General features: G+C 51.1%; 14 protein-coding genes and 1 riboswitch. Of the genes, 12 read left to right on the forward strand and 2 right to left on the reverse strand.

Features of this window, described 5'->3' with window-relative positions; genetic code table 11:
- Positions 1 to 48 precede the first annotated feature (48 nt).
- The gene (locus tag QWI17_RS18705) at positions 49 to 1431 is read right to left on the reverse strand and encodes a TolC family outer membrane protein (protein ID WP_302724048.1); all 1383 of its coding nucleotides are present in this window, start codon (positions 1429 to 1431) and stop codon (positions 49 to 51) included.
- Positions 1432 to 1682: 251 nt separating this feature from the next.
- Positions 1683 to 1777: riboswitch (TPP riboswitch) on the forward strand.
- Between the two features lie 115 nt (positions 1778 to 1892).
- On the opposite strand from QWI17_RS18705, the gene thiD reads away from it, so the two are divergent.
- The 11 genes from thiD to QWI17_RS18760 all read left to right on the forward strand — a co-directional run bounded on the left by thiD (position 1893) and on the right by QWI17_RS18760 (position 14350).
- Positions 1893 to 2759: a bifunctional hydroxymethylpyrimidine kinase/phosphomethylpyrimidine kinase gene (gene thiD / locus QWI17_RS18710; RefSeq protein WP_302724049.1), complete on the forward strand. Its 867-nt coding sequence runs from the start codon at positions 1893 to 1895 to the stop codon at positions 2757 to 2759.
- Positions 2756 to 4663 (forward strand): phosphomethylpyrimidine synthase ThiC, encoded by a 1908-nt coding sequence (thiC, locus tag QWI17_RS18715; protein WP_302724050.1) that lies wholly within the window; start codon positions 2756 to 2758, stop codon positions 4661 to 4663. The genes thiD and thiC overlap by 4 nt, the downstream gene beginning before the upstream one ends.
- Positions 4664 to 4672: 9 nt before the next feature.
- Positions 4673 to 5299, forward strand: coding sequence for an NUDIX domain-containing protein (locus tag QWI17_RS18720; RefSeq protein ID WP_302724051.1), 627 nt, complete (start codon positions 4673 to 4675; stop codon positions 5297 to 5299).
- Between the two features lie 9 nt (positions 5300 to 5308).
- Positions 5309 to 5758 (forward strand): DUF1249 domain-containing protein, encoded by a 450-nt coding sequence (locus tag QWI17_RS18725; protein WP_302724052.1) that lies wholly within the window; start codon positions 5309 to 5311, stop codon positions 5756 to 5758.
- 159 nt (positions 5759 to 5917) lie between these two features.
- Positions 5918 to 6742 (forward strand): 3',5'-cyclic-AMP phosphodiesterase, encoded by an 825-nt coding sequence (gene cpdA, locus QWI17_RS18730; protein WP_302724053.1) that lies wholly within the window; start codon positions 5918 to 5920, stop codon positions 6740 to 6742.
- 295 nt (positions 6743 to 7037) lie between these two features.
- Positions 7038 to 7637, forward strand: a complete 600-nt coding sequence (locus tag QWI17_RS18735) for a YqiA/YcfP family alpha/beta fold hydrolase (protein ID WP_302724054.1) — start codon at positions 7038 to 7040, stop codon at positions 7635 to 7637.
- Positions 7638 to 7675: 38 nt separating this feature from the next.
- A complete protein-coding gene (parE, locus tag QWI17_RS18740; RefSeq protein ID WP_302724055.1) occupies positions 7676 to 9565 on the forward strand; it encodes a DNA topoisomerase IV subunit B in 1890 nt (629 codons plus the stop codon).
- 122 nt (positions 9566 to 9687) lie between these two features.
- Positions 9688 to 10041, forward strand: coding sequence for a GFA family protein (locus QWI17_RS18745; RefSeq protein ID WP_302724056.1), 354 nt, complete (start codon positions 9688 to 9690; stop codon positions 10039 to 10041).
- A gap of 246 nt (positions 10042 to 10287) precedes the next feature.
- Positions 10288 to 11175 (forward strand): helix-turn-helix domain-containing protein, encoded by an 888-nt coding sequence (locus QWI17_RS18750; RefSeq protein WP_302724057.1) that lies wholly within the window; start codon positions 10288 to 10290, stop codon positions 11173 to 11175.
- Between the two features lie 124 nt (positions 11176 to 11299).
- Positions 11300 to 12706 (forward strand): DUF1593 domain-containing protein, encoded by a 1407-nt coding sequence (locus QWI17_RS18755; RefSeq protein ID WP_302724058.1) that lies wholly within the window; start codon positions 11300 to 11302, stop codon positions 12704 to 12706.
- A gap of 54 nt (positions 12707 to 12760) precedes the next feature.
- Entirely contained in the window at positions 12761 to 14350 is a 1590-nt protein-coding gene (locus tag QWI17_RS18760; protein ID WP_302724059.1) for a nucleoside hydrolase-like domain-containing protein, read from the forward strand.
- Between the two features lie 302 nt (positions 14351 to 14652).
- Here QWI17_RS18760 and QWI17_RS18765 read toward each other — a convergent pair whose 3' ends face one another.
- Positions 14653 to 17229 carry a glycosyl hydrolase 115 family protein gene (locus QWI17_RS18765; protein ID WP_302724060.1) on the reverse strand — a complete coding sequence of 859 codons (2577 nt, stop codon included), beginning with the start codon at positions 17227 to 17229 and terminating at the stop codon, positions 14653 to 14655.
- Positions 17230 to 17719: 490 nt separating this feature from the next.
- Here QWI17_RS18765 and QWI17_RS18770 point away from each other — a divergent pair, with 490 nt between their 5' ends.
- The gene (locus QWI17_RS18770) at positions 17720 to 20689 is read left to right on the forward strand and encodes a glycosyl hydrolase 115 family protein (protein ID WP_302724061.1); all 2970 of its coding nucleotides are present in this window, start codon (positions 17720 to 17722) and stop codon (positions 20687 to 20689) included.
- Positions 20690 to 20872: the final 183 nt, after the last annotated feature.

The raw sequence follows: 20872 nt of genomic DNA on the forward strand, positions 1-20872 counted from the left end.
AAAAAAGCAGCGATACGCTGCTTTTTTTGGGTCAAATGAAAGTCGGCACTAAATACCGTAGTCGCTGCGCCGCACCATTTTTCCATTGATTAAGAAGTTATTAATGCGCTCTACATCAGCAGGCGTTAGCATGCCCGCGGTTTCGCGCAGGCGAGTTTGTTGAATGATGTAATCGTACAGCGCATTCGAGTAGTCGCGGCGTGCCTGGTAAAGCGAGCGCTGCGCGAGCAGCACTTCAACCAGGTTGCGAGTGCCGACTTCAAAGCCAGATTGGGTTGCCCGAACGGCACTTTCATTGGAAACAATCGCTTGTTTGCGGGCCTTAACTCGCGCAACCCCAGTTTCAACCGCCAAGTGCAGCGAGCGGGTATTTTGAATTACATTGCGCTGTTGAAAATTAAAGTTCTCATCGGCTTGCATTGAGCGGGCGTACGCCTGGCGACGCGAGCCCGACGTGCGCAAACCGCTAAACAGTGGCACACGTAAACTAACGCCAAACGAGTGGCCTTCGCTGTCCGAATAATTGAATGGATTACTTTCAATATCTCTTTCGGTTTCGCTTTCAGAATAACTGGCCGAAGCGCTCAAGGTCGGTAAGTGGTTGGCCCGGGCGGCTTTGGCCTGCTCTTCGGCGGCAGCGGCGGCAGCGCCTGAAGCTTTAAGAATAAAGTTGTTTTCTAAGGCGAAAGTCACCCAATCATGGCGGTTGGCCGGGCTTGGTGGCACCACCGGAAACTCATCACTTAAAGGCGCGATGGCATCGTGTGACTGACCGGTCAACACTTCCAGCGCTTCATAGCGGATACCCAATTGGCCGCGGCCTTCCAGGGTGGCGGCTTGTGCGCTGTCGTAAGCGGCTTGCGCATCGTGCACATCGGTAATGGGGGTTAGGCCCACTTCGAAGCGCTGCTTGGTTTGTTCAAGTTGTTGTTCCAACGCTTTTTCTTCGGCAATGGTTGCTTCTAAGTTATCAATGGCGCGCAGCACGTTGAAGTAGGCTTCGGCAACACGCACGATCAAGCTTTGTTGGTCGGCAGAGTATTGCGCCTGTGCCTGCTCACTGAGAGCGATACCCTGTTGGTAAGTATGCCAGGCATTGAGGTCAATTAAGGCCTGATCCAGACTCACGTTCCAGCTGGTGACGTTACTTTCCGTGGTGGCGGAGCCCTCATCAACAATCACGCCGTTACTGATGGTGGCGCTAGAGTCGGACTCGCTCACTGTATAGCTGGCGCCGGCATTTATTTGTGGCAACAGACCCGCGCGGCCAATGGTTTTGTTTTCAAGCCCGGCCTGGAAGGCCGCCCGGTCAGCTTTTAACTGAGGGTCGTTTTCCAGCGCCAAATTATAAATATCCAGGATGGAGTTGGCCTGAGCGCTGCCGCTTGCAGCAATCAGGGCAGCCAGAAGGTAGCGTTTCATGATTTTCATGTATTTTCCCAGTGGTGGTACTTCCATAAATGGGCGACAGGCGAGCCCTATATGTATTGCCCGCTATTAGTAGGACGCAGAGGCTCATAAAAAAGTTGCATCGGTGTGCGGCCCGGCGCCTTAGTCAGTGCAAGAGTGTAGCGATTTGTGCCCCTAAGGTACAGGTGAATGCTTATTCATTTTCGCGGTTTTGGAGTAAAAAACCGTAAATCGTTTGCTTTACAGTGTCTGCAGAGTTCTCTAGACTGCTTGCATTCTTGTCGGGGTGCTTCGATTTTCGAGGCTGAGAGAGTCCCGTCGACCTGATCCGGTTAATGCCGGCGTAGGGAACGAGAGCCAGCAATGATATCAGTAGATTTATCAATTTCTGCCCAATCACTGTATCCGCTGTACGTGGCCTCCGGCCGGTATAGCAGCTTTGCGGCTAGCTCTGGTTCCTGTATTTCCCCGCGGAGCCAACAATGTCGCAAGCCCCCCCTGCAATAACGCCTCATACTCCTGCAGCGCTCACTATCGCCGGCAGCGACTCTGGTGCTGGCGCCGGTATTCAGGCTGATTTAAAAACCTTTGCCGCCTGCGGTATTTACGGCGCGAGTGTTGTGACGGCCATTACAGCGCAAAATACATTAGGTGTGCAGAAGCTTTGGATGGTGCCCGGCAGTAGCTTGCAGGCGCAGCTAAGTTCGGTGCTCGCCGACATGCCTATTGCCGCTGTTAAAACTGGCCTATTGGGAAATGGCGGCACCCTTCGGATTGTCTCTGAAGCCCTGCGGTTTCATGCCCGGCAGCACGCACCTCTACCGCTCGTAGTTGACACTGTGCTGGCTTCATCTAGCGGCCATCCGCTACTCGCCCCCGGCGCGCTGCCGGTACTTCGCGACCAATTAATTCCCCAGGCTTGTGTTATCACGCCCAATATTTACGAGGCCGCGCTTTTACTTGACGAGCCCGCCGCGCAAACGCTCGCGCAGGCGCAGCAGCAGGCGATTCGGTTATTGACACTGGGCCCGCAGGCAGTGCTGCTTACCGGTGGGCACCTAGAGGGCGACCAGGCCGTGGACATTTACTGCGACGCTCAGGAAATTTTCCAGCTGACCTCCGAGCGAGTAAGCACCCGCAATAGTCACGGCACCGGTTGCACTTTGAGTGCGGCAATCTGCGCTTACCTTACGCTGGGCGAGCGGCCTGCCAGTGCATGCCGAAAAGCCAAAGATTATCTGCAGCGCGCGCTGCTTGCCGGCGTGCGCCTTAATCTAGGGGCCGGTACCGGCCCGCTCAATCATTTTCCCGACTCTGTAAAACATTGCTCAACGCAGGAGACTTTATGAGCCAGAATACTGTTGAACATCTCAGTCAAAGTGCGGTGGTTGATAGCGCGTCTGTTCAGCCTTTTCCGAATTCGAAAAAAATTCATGTAGAGGGTTCAACATCTGACATTCGCGTGCCGATGCGCGAAATTAGCCTTACCGATACGGTTACTGATAAGGGGCGCGAGCAAAACTTACCGGTGCGAGTTTACGATACCTCGGGCCCTTATACCGACCCAAATGTCGCGATTGATGTGCGCCGGGGTGTGCCAGATATTCGCAGTGCCTGGATTGAGGGGCGTGGCGATACCGAACTACTGCAGCATTACAGTGCACACTATACCAACGAGCGCCTGGACAATGCCGAGCTCGCGAAATTGCGCTTTAACCTTAAACACAAGCCGCGCCGTGCGAAGGCGGGTAAAAATGTTACTCAATTGCACTACGCACGTCAGGGCATTATCACCCCAGAGATGGAATACATCGCCATTCGCGAGAATATGGCCCGGGCCCAAGCCGCCGAGCAAGGCTTGCTCGATGGCCAGCACAAGGGTGAGAGCTTTGGCGCCAGTATTCCCGATGAAATTACTCCCGAGTTTGTTCGCTCCGAAGTCGCCCGGGGGCGCGCGGTAATTCCGATGAATATCAACCACCCAGAGATCGAGCCGATGATTATCGGGCGCAATTTCTTGGTGAAAATTAACGGCAATATTGGTAACTCGGCGCTTGGCTCTTCCATTGAAGAAGAGGTTGAAAAGCTCACCTGGGGAACACGCTGGGGCGCAGACACCATTATGGATTTGTCGACCGGCCAAAACATCCACGAAACTCGCGAGTGGATTGTGCGCAACTCGCATGTCCCTATTGGCACTGTGCCTATCTACCAGGCGCTGGAAAAGGTCAAGGGCGTGGCCGAAGACTTAACCTGGGAAATCTTTCGCGATACCTTGATTGAGCAAGCCGAGCAAGGCGTTGATTACTTTACCATTCACGCGGGCGTGCTGCTGCGTTATGTACCGCTGACCGCCAAGCGGGTCACGGGCATTGTCTCGCGTGGTGGCTCAATTATGGCTAAGTGGTGTTTGGCGCATCATAAAGAGAGCTTCCTCTATACCCACTTTGAGGAAATCTGCGAAATCATGAAGGCCTACGATGTCACCTTCTCGCTCGGCGATGGTCTGCGCCCGGGCTCGGTGGCCGATGCCAACGATGAGGCGCAATTCGGCGAGCTGGAAACACTCGGTGAGCTGACTCAAATCGCCTGGAAGCACGATGTCCAGTGTTTTATCGAAGGTCCGGGGCACGTGCCTATGCACATGATCAAAGAAAATATGGACAAGCAGATTGAGGCCTGCCACGAGGCGCCGTTTTACACCCTTGGCCCGCTGACCACCGATATTGCCCCCGGCTACGATCACATTACATCGGGCATCGGCGCTGCGATGATCGGCTGGTATGGCTGCGCTATGTTGTGTTACGTGACACCCAAGGAGCACTTGGGGCTGCCTAACAAAGACGACGTAAAAGAGGGTATTATTACCTACAAGATTGCCGCTCACGCCGCCGACTTGGCCAAAGGTCACCCCGGCGCGCAGCTGCGCGACGACGCTTTGTCTAAGGCGCGTTTTGAGTTCCGTTGGGAAGATCAGTTTAACTTAGGGCTGGACCCGGACACCGCGCGCGAATATCACGACGAAACCTTGCCCAAGGATTCGGCCAAGGTGGCCCACTTTTGTTCGATGTGTGGCCCGAAATTCTGCTCCATGAAAATCAGTCAGGAAGTGCGCGATTACGCTGCCGATAACGGCTTTGGTCTCAGCGACAGTGGTGAAGATGTCATTCGTATGATTGACGTTGAAGCCGAAATGCGGGCTAAAGCGGAAGAGTTTCGCGAATCGGGTGCCGAGATATACCAAAAAGTGTAAGGAAGGCTAATGCCGAAAACAGCGCCACAATTTGCTCTTGCTGATGTCGAAATCTTAGCGCGGCAGGGCTTGTATCGGGGATTTTTTCGCGCCGAAAAGGTCACTCTGCGCCACCGCCTGTTTCGCGACAGTCAGTGGAGTCAGCCACTCAGCCGTGAAATCGTCTATCACAAAGAGGCTGTGGGGGTGCTGTTGTACGATCCGGCGCGCGATGAAATTGCTCTGGTTGAGCAGTTTCGTATCGGCGCCATGGCCGAGGCCTCCGGCCCCTGGTGTCTGGAGGTGGTTGCCGGCATGGTGGAGGCTGGTGAGGTGCCGGATGAGGTTGCTCGGCGCGAACTGATGGAAGAAGCAGGAATTGATCAGGTAGAGCTGAATTATATCGGTAACTATCTGGCCAGCCCCGGTGGTTGTGACGAAAAGCTGCACTTGTACTGTGGTGTGTGCGATCTCGCCAATGCCGGTGGTATATTTGGGTTAGCCGAAGAAAATGAGGATATTAAAGTCCATGTGCTGGCGGCTGACGAGGTATTTGCCACCCTATTTACTGGCCGCTGGAATAATCCGGCTGCCCTAATTACCCTGCAGTGGTTACAATACAACAGAGAGTCTTTAATTAAGCGTTGTGAGGGCTAACCCATCGCATTGAAAGAGCGTTACAAAGTCGACTTCCCGCTGCATATGGCGCAGTGTGAGGCCAATTACTGGTTGTTGCAGAAACTGATGCCCGCATCAGAGGTTCGCGACAACTGGGAGTTCGCCGTGGAAAGAGCCGAGGGACGCTGGGAAGTGCGCATTGAGATCACCGAGCGAATGCGCTACACCACCACAGTGCAGGTGTTTCGCCAAGATGCGGAGGCCAGTGAGTGGCTGCAGTCTCCGCGCTTACTGGTACGCCTATACCACGACGCCAATGTGGCCGAAGTCATGGCCTGTGAGGGCCACCGCCGGTTAGATGTTAAATACAGCTACCCCAATCAGAAGATGTATCAGGCCGATGAAAAGGCTCAGTTCAATCGCTTTTTAGGCGAGTGGTTGCGCCACTGCCTGGCCAATGGCCACTCTCTTAGTGAAATATCCCTTCCTGTTCGCTGATTTTTTGCAATAGAAAGCGTCGTTATCGGTGTTTTTTGAGCTAAATATCATACTTTTCACATTTGCTCCGGGCTTTCGCTGGCGTCTTAATCGGTAAGCGTTTATCGTTACCAATAAGAACTATGTTGAACACGAATGGAATAAGGAAGCTCTAGGTCGATGGCGGGTAAGGTCAGCACCACGATTGCCGGCGCTAAACCGATGCGTTTGGTACACATTACTGACACCCATCTCGGAATGGCCGATGGGGAAACCCTATTGGGCCTGAATACTGACCAGAGCCTGAAGGATGTGCTTGAGCTGATTCAGCGCGAGCAACCACACATTGACGCCATGGTGTGCACCGGCGATATCGCAAGCTCCCCAGAACCCGACTGCTACCGTCGTTATATCGATACGGTTCTTGAGCGTTTTGCTTGCCCACAGGGTTGGCTGCCAGGCAACCACGACTCGACCGAGGTTATGCTCAACCTCGATCATCCCCACTTACCCGTTTGCCGCACCATGGATATGGGCGCCTGGCTCATAGTATTGCTCGATTCCAGCGTGCCGGGCCATGTGCACGGCGAATTGACCGCGTCCGAGCTTGGCTTTCTCGATGATACGCTCAGTGCCAATGCCGATCGTCCAACGCTGGTTATGTTGCACCATCAACCGGTGGCAGTAGGCAGTGGTTGGATTGACCAATATATTGTGCGCAACAGTGAACAGTTGTTTGCGGTCATTGAACGCCATTCGCAGGTGAAGGCGCTTAGCTGGGGACATGTTCACCAACTCTTTGATGAATACAGAGGCGGTGTTCAACTGCTGGCCACTCCATCCACTTGTGTGCAATTCAAACCCGATTGCGATGACTTTACCGTTGATACCGCCATGCCGGGCTATCGGTGGTATGACCTGTATCCGGACGGACGCATGGAAACGGGTATCGCCCGTGTTACTGGCAAGGACTACGTGATCGATTACCGCTCTGCCGGGTACTAGCCAGCCTGTTGTGACTAAAAATTTACCAATCAAGGGGCGAGGAGAGTGGTTTGGTCATTCCAAGTGAAGGGCGAGCACTGCAAAGTGGCAAATTTTTAGCCACAACCCGAATACTTACATGGGCCTTCGGTATTAGAGCAAAGCAGGAGCCATTGCCGAGGGCCGTGGCCAACTTTGCTCCCGGCGCTGTCGCCGCATACTTATCTGGATTGGCCAAACCTCGCTTGCGGCGCCCGGCTGACAATAAAACTGTCGTCCGGCAGGCGCGTCCAAATCACAACGGCAGGCTCTAGCCATGGCCTGCGTTATTTATGTGCATGGCTTTTTAAGCTCTCCGCTCTCCCACAAGGCTCAAGTCACCAAGCGTTGGTTGACCGAACACTGCCCCCAGGTGAGCTTTCACTGCCCGCATTTAACGCCTTACCCTGCGCAAACGGCGGAAGAGCTCGATGCCCTTATCGAGTTTTTGCAGCCTGAGCCCATATGGTTAATGGGCAGTTCGCTGGGTGGATTTTGGGCGACGTGGCTGGCCGAGCGCTACAACCGCCCGGCCGTATTGATTAACCCCTCTGTCGCACCCTGGCAATTTATGCCCGAGTTTTTGGGTGTTGACCTGAAGTCGTATCACACCGATCATAGCTATCGCCTTGCAGCCGCTCATATTGATGAGATCAAAGCGGTGGACGTATCGCCGGTTACCCGCCACGCCAATTTTTGGCTTATGGTACAAACCGGTGACGAAACGTTGGACTACCGCCAAGCTGTTGCCAAATATCAGGGCTGCAGGCAGCTGGTAGAGCCAGATGGTGATCATGGGTTTGTTGATTTTGATCAGCACTTACCCGCCATATTCGATTTTTTTCAGGCGTTTGAGGCTACTCACGGCGCCCGATAAAACCACAGAACTAAGCCGAAGAAACATAGAAACAATATATGGCCAATTATTCCGCAGAAGATATTGAAGTCCTCACTGGGCTGGACCCCGTTAAAAAACGCCCGGGCATGTACACCGAAACCACCCGACCCAATCACTTGGCACAAGAGGTTATTGATAACAGTGTCGACGAAGCGCTGGCAGGCCACGCCAAAACGCTCAGTGTAACCTTGCATAAAAATCACTCCGTCACTGTTTCCGATGATGGGCGCGGTATGCCAGTGGACATTCACCCGGAACAAGGTAAACCCGGGGTTGAAGTGATTTTGTCGACCCTGCACGCGGGCGGCAAGTTCTCCAACAAAAACTATCAGTTTTCCGGTGGTTTGCACGGGGTGGGTGTTTCAGTCGTAAACGCCCTATCGGACTTACTGGAAGTGACCATTCGCCGCGACGGGCAAGTGCATCAAATCGTATTTTCCAACGGTGAGAAAACCTCCGACCTTACCGTGATCGATACCTGCGGCAAGCGCAATACCGGCACCAGTGTACGCTTTGTGCCCAACACCAGCTATTTTGACTCGCCCAAATTTTCAGTGAGTCGATTGCGCCATGTGTTGCGCGCAAAGGCCGTACTGTGCCCGGGGTTAACCGTCAACTTTAATGACGAAACCTCCGGCGAGAAAGACACCTGGTATTTTGAAGACGGCCTGCGCGATTACCTAAGTGGTAATACTCAGGGTTATGAAGTGTTGCCGGCACAACCTTTTGTGGGTGAATTTTCAGGCTCTACTGAGGCGGCCAGTTGGGCGGTACAGTGGCTGCCCGAAGGCGGTGAACTGACCCAGGAAAGTTACGTCAACCTGATTCCTACCGCGCAGGGCGGTACGCACGTCAATGGTTTACGCACCGGCCTGCTCGATGCCATGCGTGATTATTGCGAATTTCGCAGTTTAGTTCCGCGCGGCGTGAAATTGGCGCCGGAGGATGTGTGGGCCAACTGCAGTTATGTACTTTCCTCCAAATTGTCGGACCCGCAATTTTCCGGGCAAACCAAAGAGCGTTTAAGTTCGCGCGAGGCGGCGGCTTTTGTCTCCGGTATTGCCAAAGACGCTTTCGCACTGTGGCTAAATCAGCATACCGAGGAAGGCGATAAAATTGCCGACTTGTGTATTCACAATGCGCAAAAGCGGGTTCGCTCCTCGAAAAAAGTGGCGCGTAAAAAAATTACACAAGGGCCAGCACTGCCCGGTAAACTCGCGGATTGCTCCAGCAATGACCCGGCCAACAGTGAACTGTTTTTGGTGGAAGGGGATTCGGCGGGTGGTTCTGCCAAGCAGGCGCGCGATCGCGAGTACCAGGCCATTATGCCGCTGCGCGGAAAAATTCTTAACACCTGGGAAGTAGACTCCAGCGAGATTTTTTCCAACCAGGAGGTGCACGATATTTCTGTTGCGCTCGGTGTAGACCCTGCAACGGATTCACTGGAAGGTTTGCGTTACAACAAAGTGTGTATTCTTGCCGATGCTGACTCCGATGGCCTGCACATCGCTACCTTGCTGTGCGCGCTGTTTGTTCGCCATTTCCGACCCTTGGTAGCGGCGGGGCATGTGTATGTGGCCATGCCGCCCCTGTACCGAATCGATGTGGGTAAAGATGTTTACTACGCGCTTGATGACAGCGAGAAAGCCGGTGTGCTCGACCGTATTGAAGCGGAAAAGAAAAAAGGCAAAGTGGGGGTGCAACGCTTTAAAGGTCTGGGGGAAATGAACCCGCTACAGCTGCGCGAAACCACCATGGCTAAAGATACGCGCCGACTGGTTCAGCTGCGCGTGGAAGACGGCGACGATACCAATCAAATGCTCGACATGCTGCTCGCCAAAAAGCGGTCAGCCGATCGAAAAAGTTGGTTGGAGTCGAAGGGCAATTTGGCGGAAGTGGTTGTTTAGTTTCTATACACTCCTGGTAAGAACGAAAACGAGACTTTCGGTCTCGTTTTTTTTGCTCTGGATTTCGATATTTTCAGGCTAATGTTCTAATATTTACATGGTTATCGAGTGGGGGAAGTGAAATGGATTCCAAGCTGGGAAGTTGTCATTGTGGGGCGGTTACTTTTGAAGTAATTTTTAAAAATGGAATGCAGAACATTAGACGGTGTGATTGCTCGTTGTGTAAGCGAAAAGGCGCGATTATGGTAAGTGTTCCTCTGGCGGATCGAACCGTGACTAACGGTAAGGATGCTCTAACCCTGTACCAATGGAACACGAAAACCGCCAAGCATTATTTTTGCAAAGAATGTGGTATCTATACTCACCATCAAAGAAGAAGTGTGCCGACTGAATTTGGTGTTAACGTTGGTTGCCTTGAAGGCGTAGACCCACTTTCATTGAAAGATGTGGTCATAGGCAACGGGGCGGCGCAATGAGAACTGTAGTGACAGGCGTCGTGAGTGCTACGTTAAAAAATAGGGTTGGTAGCGTTGTTCATGTGGTTTGACTGGCGTCAAAGGCTCTTTGTTCGTCGGAATATGGTATTGGTTGTTACGTTTTCGTCGTTTTTGACAAATTGGCGGCTTATCTGTAAAGCTGTTATAACCTTATCGAGCGCAGTTTATTGAGTTATTAATTGCTTGCTCAGTAGTTGTGCCAATCGTTTAGACAAGCTGCTGCCTATGCCTGATTCACAGTTCGTAAACCGTTTTAGTTCCAACCGAAAATACTTTGAGCCCTATGGTTTGGCCTGTGTTTATTGGCAGCCTACGTCAATGCCGCGCCCAGATTATCACAATGAAATTGAGCTGAATTTTCTGCTTAAGGGCAGTGTCACCTACTTGTTTGGGGGGCATAAAATAACGCTTGAGGCGGGTAAGTTGGCTGCGTTTTGGGCCGCGATTCCTCACCAGGTTGTCGAATTCTCCAATGATGTCGTTTATTTTGCTGCGACCATACCTTTGCATACCTTCTTACAGTGGCGGTTGCCTGACCCTTTTGTGCAGCCTTTATTGCAGGGACATTTATTACAGGAGCTTAGTTGCAACAACAGTGTGACCGATGCCAGCTTGTTTAAAGGTTGGGAGAGAGATTTGTGCGGTGAAGCGCCTGAACTGGAAGAGATTGTACTGTTGGAAATGCATGCTCGCTTAAGGCGTCTTGCTGTTTCGCACAGCGGTCAGCCTGTGGCGAGTCAAAGGGGAAATTCTCACCTCGCTGTGCCGGCATCTGAGCTTAGCAGCGTTGAGCAAATGGCGTGCTACATTATGAAGAACTACGCCGATAAAATTACGATTCAGCAAGTCAGTGACAGTGTAGGGCTGACTCCCAACTATGCTATGAACCTTTTTAGGCAAACCTTTGGGGCCACTATTGGTGATTATCTGACGCAGCACCGCTTGTCACACGCCCAACGATTACTTGTCACTACGACGCTGCCGATTACCAACGTAGCGCTTGAAGCAGGGTTTGGCTCCATCAGTCGGTTTAATGAGGTGTTTAGCCTTAGTAATGGTTGCTCGCCCCGTCAGTACCGGAAAAAATACTGTATCCGGCAAGGGAAGCAATAAGCAAATACCCAACAATAATCATAGTATCCCGGCAGTTTGTGGTGTTATTTAGGAGGAAGTGCGGAATTGGTGGGATTATTATGGGGGTATCTATTCAAATAACGATCAATAGGTCGCGCATATTATGAATTACTTTTTAGGACTTCTACTCGTCTTCGTCCCCCTGTTCGGGTTGGCTGAGCCAGCTCATACACCCCTCAAGCCTCGTATTGTCGTTTTGACCGATATATCGCCGAATCACATCGAGCCCGATGACATGGAGTCGATCATTCGGTTGTTTGCTTACGCCGATCTGTTTGAAATTGAGGGTATCGTCGCTACAACGGGTTGGAGCAGCGCAGGGGATAACGCCGAGTGGATCAGCTTAATACATGACGCCATTGACGCTTATGAACAAGACTTGCCCAAGCTTTCCCGCCGCTCTGGGCAAAAGGAATTCTCCGAGCAAGAAAAGACTCAATGCATTGGGTACTGGCCTAGCCCGGATTATTTAAGGTCAGTGACTCTGGTTGGCAGTCAGGTTAGGGGAATCGAACATATAGGTGCGGATAACAATACCCCTGGCAGTGAATTGTTGATTGATGTTGCCAGCGAGTCGGATGAGCGCCCGGTGTGGGTGCTTGCCTGGGGTGGGGCAAATACTATGGCTCAGGCTGTCTGGCAGTTGCAAAATCAGGGTACAGAGGCAGAACTTACCCATTTTTTGAATAAAGTACGCTTGTACACCATCACCGATCAGGATCGCAGCTACAAGAGCGGTACTCCTTTTGATATCAGTGCTCATCAATGGCTGCGCCGTGAGTTTAAAGAAAAGCTCTTTTTCATCTGGGATGAAAGCGCCTGGCGGTATCAAAACGGTACCGGAAAAGCCAATTGGGAAGAATATGCAAAACACGTCCAGGGTAAAGGGGCTATGGGCGAGCTATACCCAAAATATAAATATGGTGTTGAGGGGGACTCTCCATCCTTCTTTTATGTATTGCCCAACGGTTTGAATAATCCCGAGCGGCCCTCGTGGGGCGGCTGGGGTGGCTACTTTGAATGGGCTATTACGCCGGACGAAGAAACTTACGCGCTGACAAACCATGAAGATATTGAAGCGGGGAAAATTTCAAGAAAGTACGAAGAGAAATTTTACCCCGCAATATTTAACGATTTTGTAGCGCGTATGGATTGGGTAGAAAATGGCAGTGGGAATCGTAACCCCGTAGCAACGGTCGATGGGGATCAGAGTCTTAGCCCACTGATGAAAACGCCAACTGCTGGCTCATCCATTACTCTTGACGGTTCTGCCAGCTTTGATCCCGATGGAGATAATATTAAGGTCTCATGGTGGATTCTGCCAGAGGCGGGCACTTACCAGAAGGAAGTAGAGATTCAGGGTGATGAAAAGGGACGTGTTAGCGTAACTATTCCGTCCGATGCTGTTGGGCAAAGCTTTCACATAATTATGGAGGTTACGGACGATGGAACCCCTGCACTGACCAGTTACCGACGGGTTATTGTTAAGCCTGTGAAAGATAAATCATAAAGTTATACGTTAAAGCGGCGGCTGATGGCCACTGGCTCCAATGTAGAGGTGCAAATGTTTTTATTTAATAAGTTTGCTGTGGTCGCCCTTCTTGTAGTTTCGGGTTTTGCTCAAGGCAATGCACTGACCGGTACGGTAAAAGACGAGAGCACTAATATTCCCATTGTCGGGGCGAAGGTCAGCTTGGCTAATCAAGGTGTAACGGTAGTCACAAACAGTGAGGGAGAATTTACTCTTAAGTATGAAAATTCTGATTCCCCAAGTGTTATCCAAGTAACAGAAAGGCGGTACTGGCAGAGGGAAATCCCATCTTCACTTAATGATAGCTCCCCATTGAATGTCCGCCTGCAGGCGAAAAAGCAAAGACTCATTATTACCACAGATATAGGCGGCGTTGATCCTGATGACTTACAGTCTTTGCTTCATGCCTTACTCTTATCAAATGAATATGATTTGGAGGGAATTATTTATGGTCATGCCTGGGTAGAGTCAAGTCCAGAGCGGGGAAGAAGTCGAATTGAAAAAGCGATTGATGCCTACGGCAAGGTTTATGAAAATTTAACAGTGCACTCAACAGAGTATCCGACCCCTAATTACTTAAGATCGATAGTAAGAGCGGGGCAGGCCGAGCCGCGAATGGAAGGTGCCGGGAAGGGAAAGGACAGCGAAGGCTCGAATTTGATTGTTACGCTAGTTGAAAACGACGATCCGAGGCCAGTGTGGATAAATGCCTGGGGTGGTGCCAATACCATCGCTCAGGCTTTCTGGAAAGTTAATGCGACGCGCTCAAAGGGCGACCTTGATAAATTTGTCAGTAAGGTCAGGGTTTATGATATTTTGGGGCAAGATGATAGTGGCTCGTGGATCGCAAAAACATTTCCCAATGTGACCTATATTCGCAACGCAGACGGAGTATATGGTTGGGCACCGGAGAAAGCTTGGACGGCAGAGCATGTACAAAGTCATGGTCCCATCGGTAGTTTATACCCTACCTCTAAATGGGCGACAGAAGGTGATTCTCCGGCATTTTTACACCTTGCATCGCGAGGATTAAACAATCCGAATAGTTTAACGCAAGGTGGTTGGGGAGGAAGATTTGGCGCCCAAAAGACTACCGGCGTGAAGCTGTTTAGTTGGGCTGAGAAAACTCCAGAAGTGTATGCCCATGAACAAACGTTGAAACCTTACGCGTTGTACACCAATACAGCGGAGGGTGCCGCAGCGATCAAAAAATGGCAGCCAGATATTGATAACAGCCTGGCTGTGCGAATGGATTGGTCAGTAACACCTAACTGGACGGATGCAAATCATTTTCCTGTTGCTATTTTAGAGGGAGATAAAACCCGACAAATACTGGAGCGGTCGGTAACTGCCGGAGAGGAAATTATTCTTAGTGCGGACGGCTCGTCAGATCCGGATAATGACTCTTTGGTTTTCTCATGGCTGTATTATAATAAGGCAAGCACGTACGATGGTGCTGTTGACTTACAGGGTCACACTACTCCCGCCGTTAAAATTAAAGTTCCTGAAGATTCATTTGGTAAGACTATTCACATTATCTTAGCAGTGCGCGATAGCGGAGCGCCTACCCTTGCGGCTTATAGAAGAATGATATTAAAGGTGAAAAATCCTTCGCCGCCATAAAAGTGTTCGAGATTGTTGTCAGAAGAATGGTAGAAATATCGTTTTACATCAGTTTTGGATTCAATGTAGTTGAACAGATATGGTCGGCAGCTCTGCAGCCGTAAGCCTTGTCCGAACGGCATTGATTGATTATTTTAGTATGGCTGCCGCTTCGTTCAGATTTGTTTGAAGCTTATCGCTAAATGGAGAAGGTGCCGTCACCAGAATGAAGGTGGTAACTTTATGTAACTACTCGTGCGATGTTGCCCGTGAAGGGATTGCTCACGGGCAACATAGACAATCGCTTTTGCCTTCTTTTTTGATTACTGTTTTATCGGCGTATCTGTTTTTGCTGATTTAATAATCAGTTTTTCAAGTACCATGTTGTCATCAATCCGGAAGACTTTTAACTCATGCTCGCCTGTAGTGAGCTCGGTAAAGGTCATTTCAAGCAGCTGTTTGTTGTTTATAACTGCTTTGGCCCAGGCTTTTTCCTGGGGGGTATGCTGGCCGCCACCGGTGGCGTGTAAGTCAAAGCTGAGGGTTTTAGCAGGCTTGCCATCAACGGCTACGGCTAAACGAACACCGCCGCGCGCTATCGTATCCAAGGTGGGGCTGAGTTCCAGAGTTACGTGAGCATCGCCATGGTGGGGTTGATTGAACTTGTAGCTCAAGGCGATATTATCACCCACTGATGTTGGCTTTTGTCCTTGGGGCAGGGCGAGCATGCCCGCATTGGACTGGCCCAAGTGCTTCACCGCAGTCCAGGTAAGCCCTTTGGCGTTGGATGCGGTGTCAAAATCACTGGCATCAATTACCTGAATGTTTTCAGGTTGATCCATAGCCTCAAACTGAACCTCGATATTGTTTTTACCGCCGTAAATTTTTGACACAGTTGGCATGGTCTGTTCTTCCGGGTCATTCCAGGTCACATAATTCATATGCACCTGATTGATCATGCCATCCCACTTTCCATCGTTAATTTGGTGATACTTATCGGTCAGATCCGAATCACGCTGGAAATTGGTCTGCACAAGTTCCATAAAATGATTGGAGCGTGCATCCCCGACCTCCACCAGCGCTTTGTTCCAGGCGGCGGCAAAGTACATCTCATACAAATTGCTCATTGAGGCGATGGGCCACTCCACCAATTGGAAGAATGCGGAATATTGCGCTTTATTGATTTGCTTTTTCACCGCAATCATATCCTGCTCGAGCCGCTGCCATTTGGTGTAATGGCCATAGAACTCTCCACCCTTAAGTTTTGGCTCGGCAATTTCACCAATCTCAAAAGTATTCTCGTTCAGTAGCTCCGGCTTGCGCATGGCGGCGTAGGTACCATAGCGCTCTATCAGGTCGGCCACTTTTGGCGCTAATTCTGTACCGAAAGACTGCGCGGCGAACTGCTCTGCATAGTCGCGCAGAGCGTGAGTATCCATGGCTTCGGGGTTCCATGCCATGGTCAGAAAGAAATCAATGGGAAATTCGATGGGTTTTAAATCGCCCACATTGACCACCCATAGATCCTCGGCACCGCGTTGGTAGGATAAATTCATCTGCTGCCAGACCTTGCCGATCTGCACAGTATTGGTCCATTTGTAGTTGCGCGGCACACCTACATAGTCAAAATGATAATAAACACCGAAACCGCCTTCGCGATTGACGTCTTTGGTTGGCAGGCGACGTACTAACCCCCAGTTATCGTCGGCGAACAGCAAGGTTACGTCATCGGGTACTGTCATTCCTTTGTCGTAATAATCTTGCACTTCTTTATACAGCGCCCATACTTGCGGAGTTTGCTTGGCAGGTTTTTCGGTCACATCGGCAATAATGTCTCGTTGGTCGGCAACCACTTGTTCCAGCAGTTCGATGGCTGTGCCCTCAGACATAGGCTCATCGCCATCGCCACGCATACCTACAGTTACCAGTGACTCATAGGGCGTGCCATCTTTTTTAGACATCATGCGCTCGATGCCGCCCCGCCAGAATTTACGAATACTTTCACCGTTGGTTTCGTAATTCCAGGCTCCGCCACCTGTTGGGTTTTCGGATTTACGGTGCCACTCGGCATGGGCTCGGGTCATGGGTTCGTGGTGTGAGGTGCCCATGACAATACCCATGTCATCAGCCAATGCTGTATTTTTGGGGTCATCTAGATGAAAAGCCTTGCCCCACATGGCCGGCCAGATATAGTTGCCCTTGAGGCGCAGAAGTAGATCAAAGACCTTTTCATACATGCCCGAGTTAACGCCACCAAATTTTTTCTGCGCCCAGCCTTTTAACGCCGGATCTTCATCATTGATGAAAATTCCACGATAACGAACTTTAGGTTGGTCGCTTCTGCTGCCTGGCGTCACATATACGTTGTTTTGTTGTTGAGTTGGTACATCGGCAAACCAGTACCAAGGTGATACGCCCATTTGTTCTGATAGATCAAAGGTGCCAAATACTGCACCGCGGCGATCCGAGCCAACTACGACCAAGGCCTGATCGACTCCTGGCCAGGGTTTGTCGACAACGGCAACCTGATAAGCCTCCCATTGTCCGCGTATGGCATCGACATCCAATTTCCCCTGGCTCACTAACTCTTCAATCAGCGGATTTTCGCCCAACACCCCAATAAGGACGAGCGAACCCTCAGCCTGTTTGACGCTGGTGAGGAGCTCGCTGTTCGAGCCGCTAACCCTCTCTAAGTCGTCGCTAAATGCATCGGCTGCTCGGCGAACCGCAGAATTAGCATTGGCAGAGATGACTACAGGTAGCGGCTTGCCGTTCTGAATAAGAGGGAAGCCACTATTTTCGTCCAGACAAATAGTCGCCGGTGACTCGCACGCCCATGCGCCCGTTGATACTGATGAAATTGCGCATAAAAATGCGGCTGATTTAATGATAGATCGCATAGTTGAGCCACGCCCCTGAGTATATTGTCATTTTATTGGTCATTTAAACCGTAATATCTTATGCTGCTGGGGTACTAGTATGCAAGCTGTGTGGTTGATGCTCGGGAAGACCTTAGTCTCTCCTCCGGCAGCCAGGCGGATACCCAAGCCAGTGACGGGCTTTTACGGTTAGGCTCTGATCGGCACGGCCATGGCTAATAGGCTTAATCCATACGATTGTCTAAAGATGTTTTTTAAGCCCTGCCCAACGTGCAGAGCGTTGAGGGTGTAAAAAAGCTGATACCTGGGAGCTTTGCCAAACCGCATGAACAGTGCAACAGGAGCATTGGCGTGAGGTGCCCCGCGCATTGCCTTTTTTAAGAGAGGGTATAGAGTATAGTCGCTATCACCATAAGCTGGTTGGCTACAGAACCTGTAGAGACAAAAACGCTCCCTAGGTAAGCTGCTGGTCTCTGTGATTAATAATAATATTTTTAGAGGTTTAGTTTTTATGATATCTCTTAACCGATTTTCCAGGGCGATGGCAGTGTTGCTTGCGGTGGCAATTGTTGGCTGCTCGAAGGTTGCAGATACGGATAGTTCGAGTGAGGGGTGGGTGCCGTACGACGGCATGATGCCCGTCGCCACCGAAGCCCACCATTATTTTGCTGTGCCCTTTATGGAAGTTCTTGAGTCTCCTGCAAGTGGTGCTCTGGAGATCGCTGCCAACGGTGCAGTGACCTCAATCTACCATAGCGCAGAAGACGCGAAGGTTGTGGAGATTGCCTCTGCCGCCCTGCGCGACGACATTGAGCGGGTGACCGGATTGCGGGCCTCCGTCAGTACGGATACTCCACAGTCAGCATCGGCTATTCTGGTTGGTACCGTAGGGCAAAGCCCTTTAATAGACGGGCTCGTCGATGCTGGAAAAATTGATGTCGCAGCTATTAAAGGAAAATGGGAGGCTTATACCGCAGCCGTTGTCGACAATCCTTTGCCCGGTGTCGAGCGCGGACTGGTTATTGCGGGCAGCGACAGGCGCGGTACCGCCTTCGGCGTTTTTGGCTTGTCCGAATCCATAGGGGTATCACCTTGGCATTTTTGGGGCGACGTACCGGCTCCGCAAAAGCCTTCGCTCTATATTGCCGGTAGCCATACCCAGCACTCTCCCGGTGTAAAGTACCGCGGTATTTTTATTAATGACGAAGACTGGGGTTTTCAGCCTTGGGCGGCGAACACCTTTGAGCCAGAGGTTGGCAATATTGGGCCTCGAACCTACGCGACGGTATTTGAACTTGTGCTGCGCCTATACGGCAACGTTATCTGGCCTGCCATGCACGAATTTCCGGTTAAGAGTACCCCCTTTTATGAAATTCCGGAAAACAAAGTAGTCGCAGACAACTACGCGATTGTTATTAGCACGTCACATCACGAGCCCATGCTCACCAATAGCCACGAATACGATGAGGACATTCACGGCCCTTACGATTATTGGAGCAATCGCGACCGTATATTTGATTTTTGGCAAGATCGTGTAAAAGAAACGGCCGACTACGAAAATATCTACACCATTGGTATGCGCGGGCGTCGGGACGAGGGCATGATGGCTCCGGAAGGTACAACGAATGAGGAGAAAGCGGCGAAAATTCAGAATACCATTATTCCCGATCAGCGGAGTATGATCGCCAATTTTGTGCATCCAACTCCCTCGGACGTTCCCCAGATATTCATTCCTTATAAGGAAACTCTGGTGCAATACCAGTCGGGCCTAAAATTACCCGAAGATGTCATCATTTTGTGGCCCGATGATAATCACGGTTATATTCGCCAACTCTCAACGCCCGAGGAAAGTGCGCGCTCTGGCGGGTCAGGCGTCTACTATCACATGCAATACTGGGGCGTGCCGCGCAGTTATTTATGGTTTCATAGCACCCCGTTAGGGATGACCCATTCAGAAATGTTAAAAGCCTGGGATTTTAATGCTCATAATATCTGGATCAACAACGTGGGTGATATTAAACCCTATGAAATTGGCACTGAGTTCTTTATGCGCCTGGCCCGCAACCCAGAAGCCTTCAGGAATTTTGACCAGCATGAATATTTGACCCAGTGGGCGGCACGTACCTTTGGCAACGAATACGCCGATGCTATTGCCGCGATTTTAGGGGACTACTATCGCCTCAATATCGTTAAGCGGCCTGAGCAACTCGATTTAAATAACAGTGGATTTAGCCATGTAGAAAACGGTGATGAAGCACAGCAGCGCCTGGATGCTTTTGCTGATTTAACCGCAAGGGCCAACGGGGTTTATGAGCAGCTGCCGGCATCACACAAACCTGCCTTCTACGAAATGGTGCTCTATTCGGTCCGCGCATCTGATTTGATTAATCAGAAAGTTCTTCTGGCGGAGCGGAGCCGATTGTGGGAAATCCAGGGCCGCGCCGCCACTGTATCCTCGGCCGCAAAGGCGCAAGCCGCCCAGAAAGCCCTGCTAGAGGAAGTGCGCTTTTACAACAAAGAAAACGCCAATGGCAAATGGGACGGTATGGTGAGCCCCATGCCTTTGTCAGAATTACCAAACTGGGCCCACGACACTCAGCGCGCCTGGACCATGCCAGAGGTTGGCGACTACAACCCAGGCTCAGAGGCGGGTCTCGGGGTAATGGTAGAGGGCTCCTCTGAGCCACTTAACGACAACCCAGCCGAGCTACCTACATTCAGTCGCCCGGCGGATGCCAGCCACTTTATTGATATTTTTAATCGTGGGGATGAGGCCCTCAGCTGGACTGCGGAACCAAGTGAGCCATGGATTAATCTGAGCCAAACCCGCGGAGTGTACGATGTTCGTATCTGGGTGAGTATAGATTGGGCGAAGGCGCCTTACGATAACGCGGTGTCCGGGGCTATTACAGTTACCGGCGCGGGCTCAACGCGTACTATCAATCTTAACGCCTATAACCCTGAGGGCCTAGAGCTCGCAGCGCTCCCGGATGCCGTCGAACACAATGGTGTGACAGGACTTTTGGCGGTTGACTTTAAGGCGCGTAAAGACCTTGATAACGGCACGGGCTGGCGTCGGGTCAGCCAGGCAACGGCTTCCGGTGATGGTATGACGATTCAGCCGGTAACAGCCCCGACTATCGACCTGGATAACCTCGCTCAGAGCAGTCCATCTCTGAGTTATGATTTTTATGCGTATAACACAGGGGCAGCCACCATTTACACCCAGACGCTGCCCACCCATAAGCTCACCTCAGGCCATAAAGGTTTACGCTATGCCATTTCATTGAACGGCGACAAGCCGCGTATTGTCGATATCCATGCGGATGAATACACCGAAGCCTGGAACGCCAACACGCTGAGGGCCGCAGCCATTGGCGTGACGAAACATCAAATCGCAGCGCCTGGTTTGCAAACGATTCAGGTTTGGATGGTTGATGCAGGCGTAATGCTAGAAAAGTTCACGGTTAAGGTGGAATAAAATCATTGAATAAAAGGTGGTGCCTCTCTATTAAGTTGAGTCGAGAGCGCTCAACTGGCAAATAGCGACACAGAGGGTCTGCTTATTCTAAACATTGTGTTAAAAGTGATGGTAAAGCGGGATGATTTAATGAACCGTTTTGTTCACCACCTTTGCAAATTCTAAAGGTTGAAGCTCTGCAGG

Source organism: Gilvimarinus gilvus, from assembly GCF_030518155.1.
Lineage (GTDB): Bacteria > Pseudomonadota > Gammaproteobacteria > Pseudomonadales > Cellvibrionaceae > Gilvimarinus > Gilvimarinus gilvus.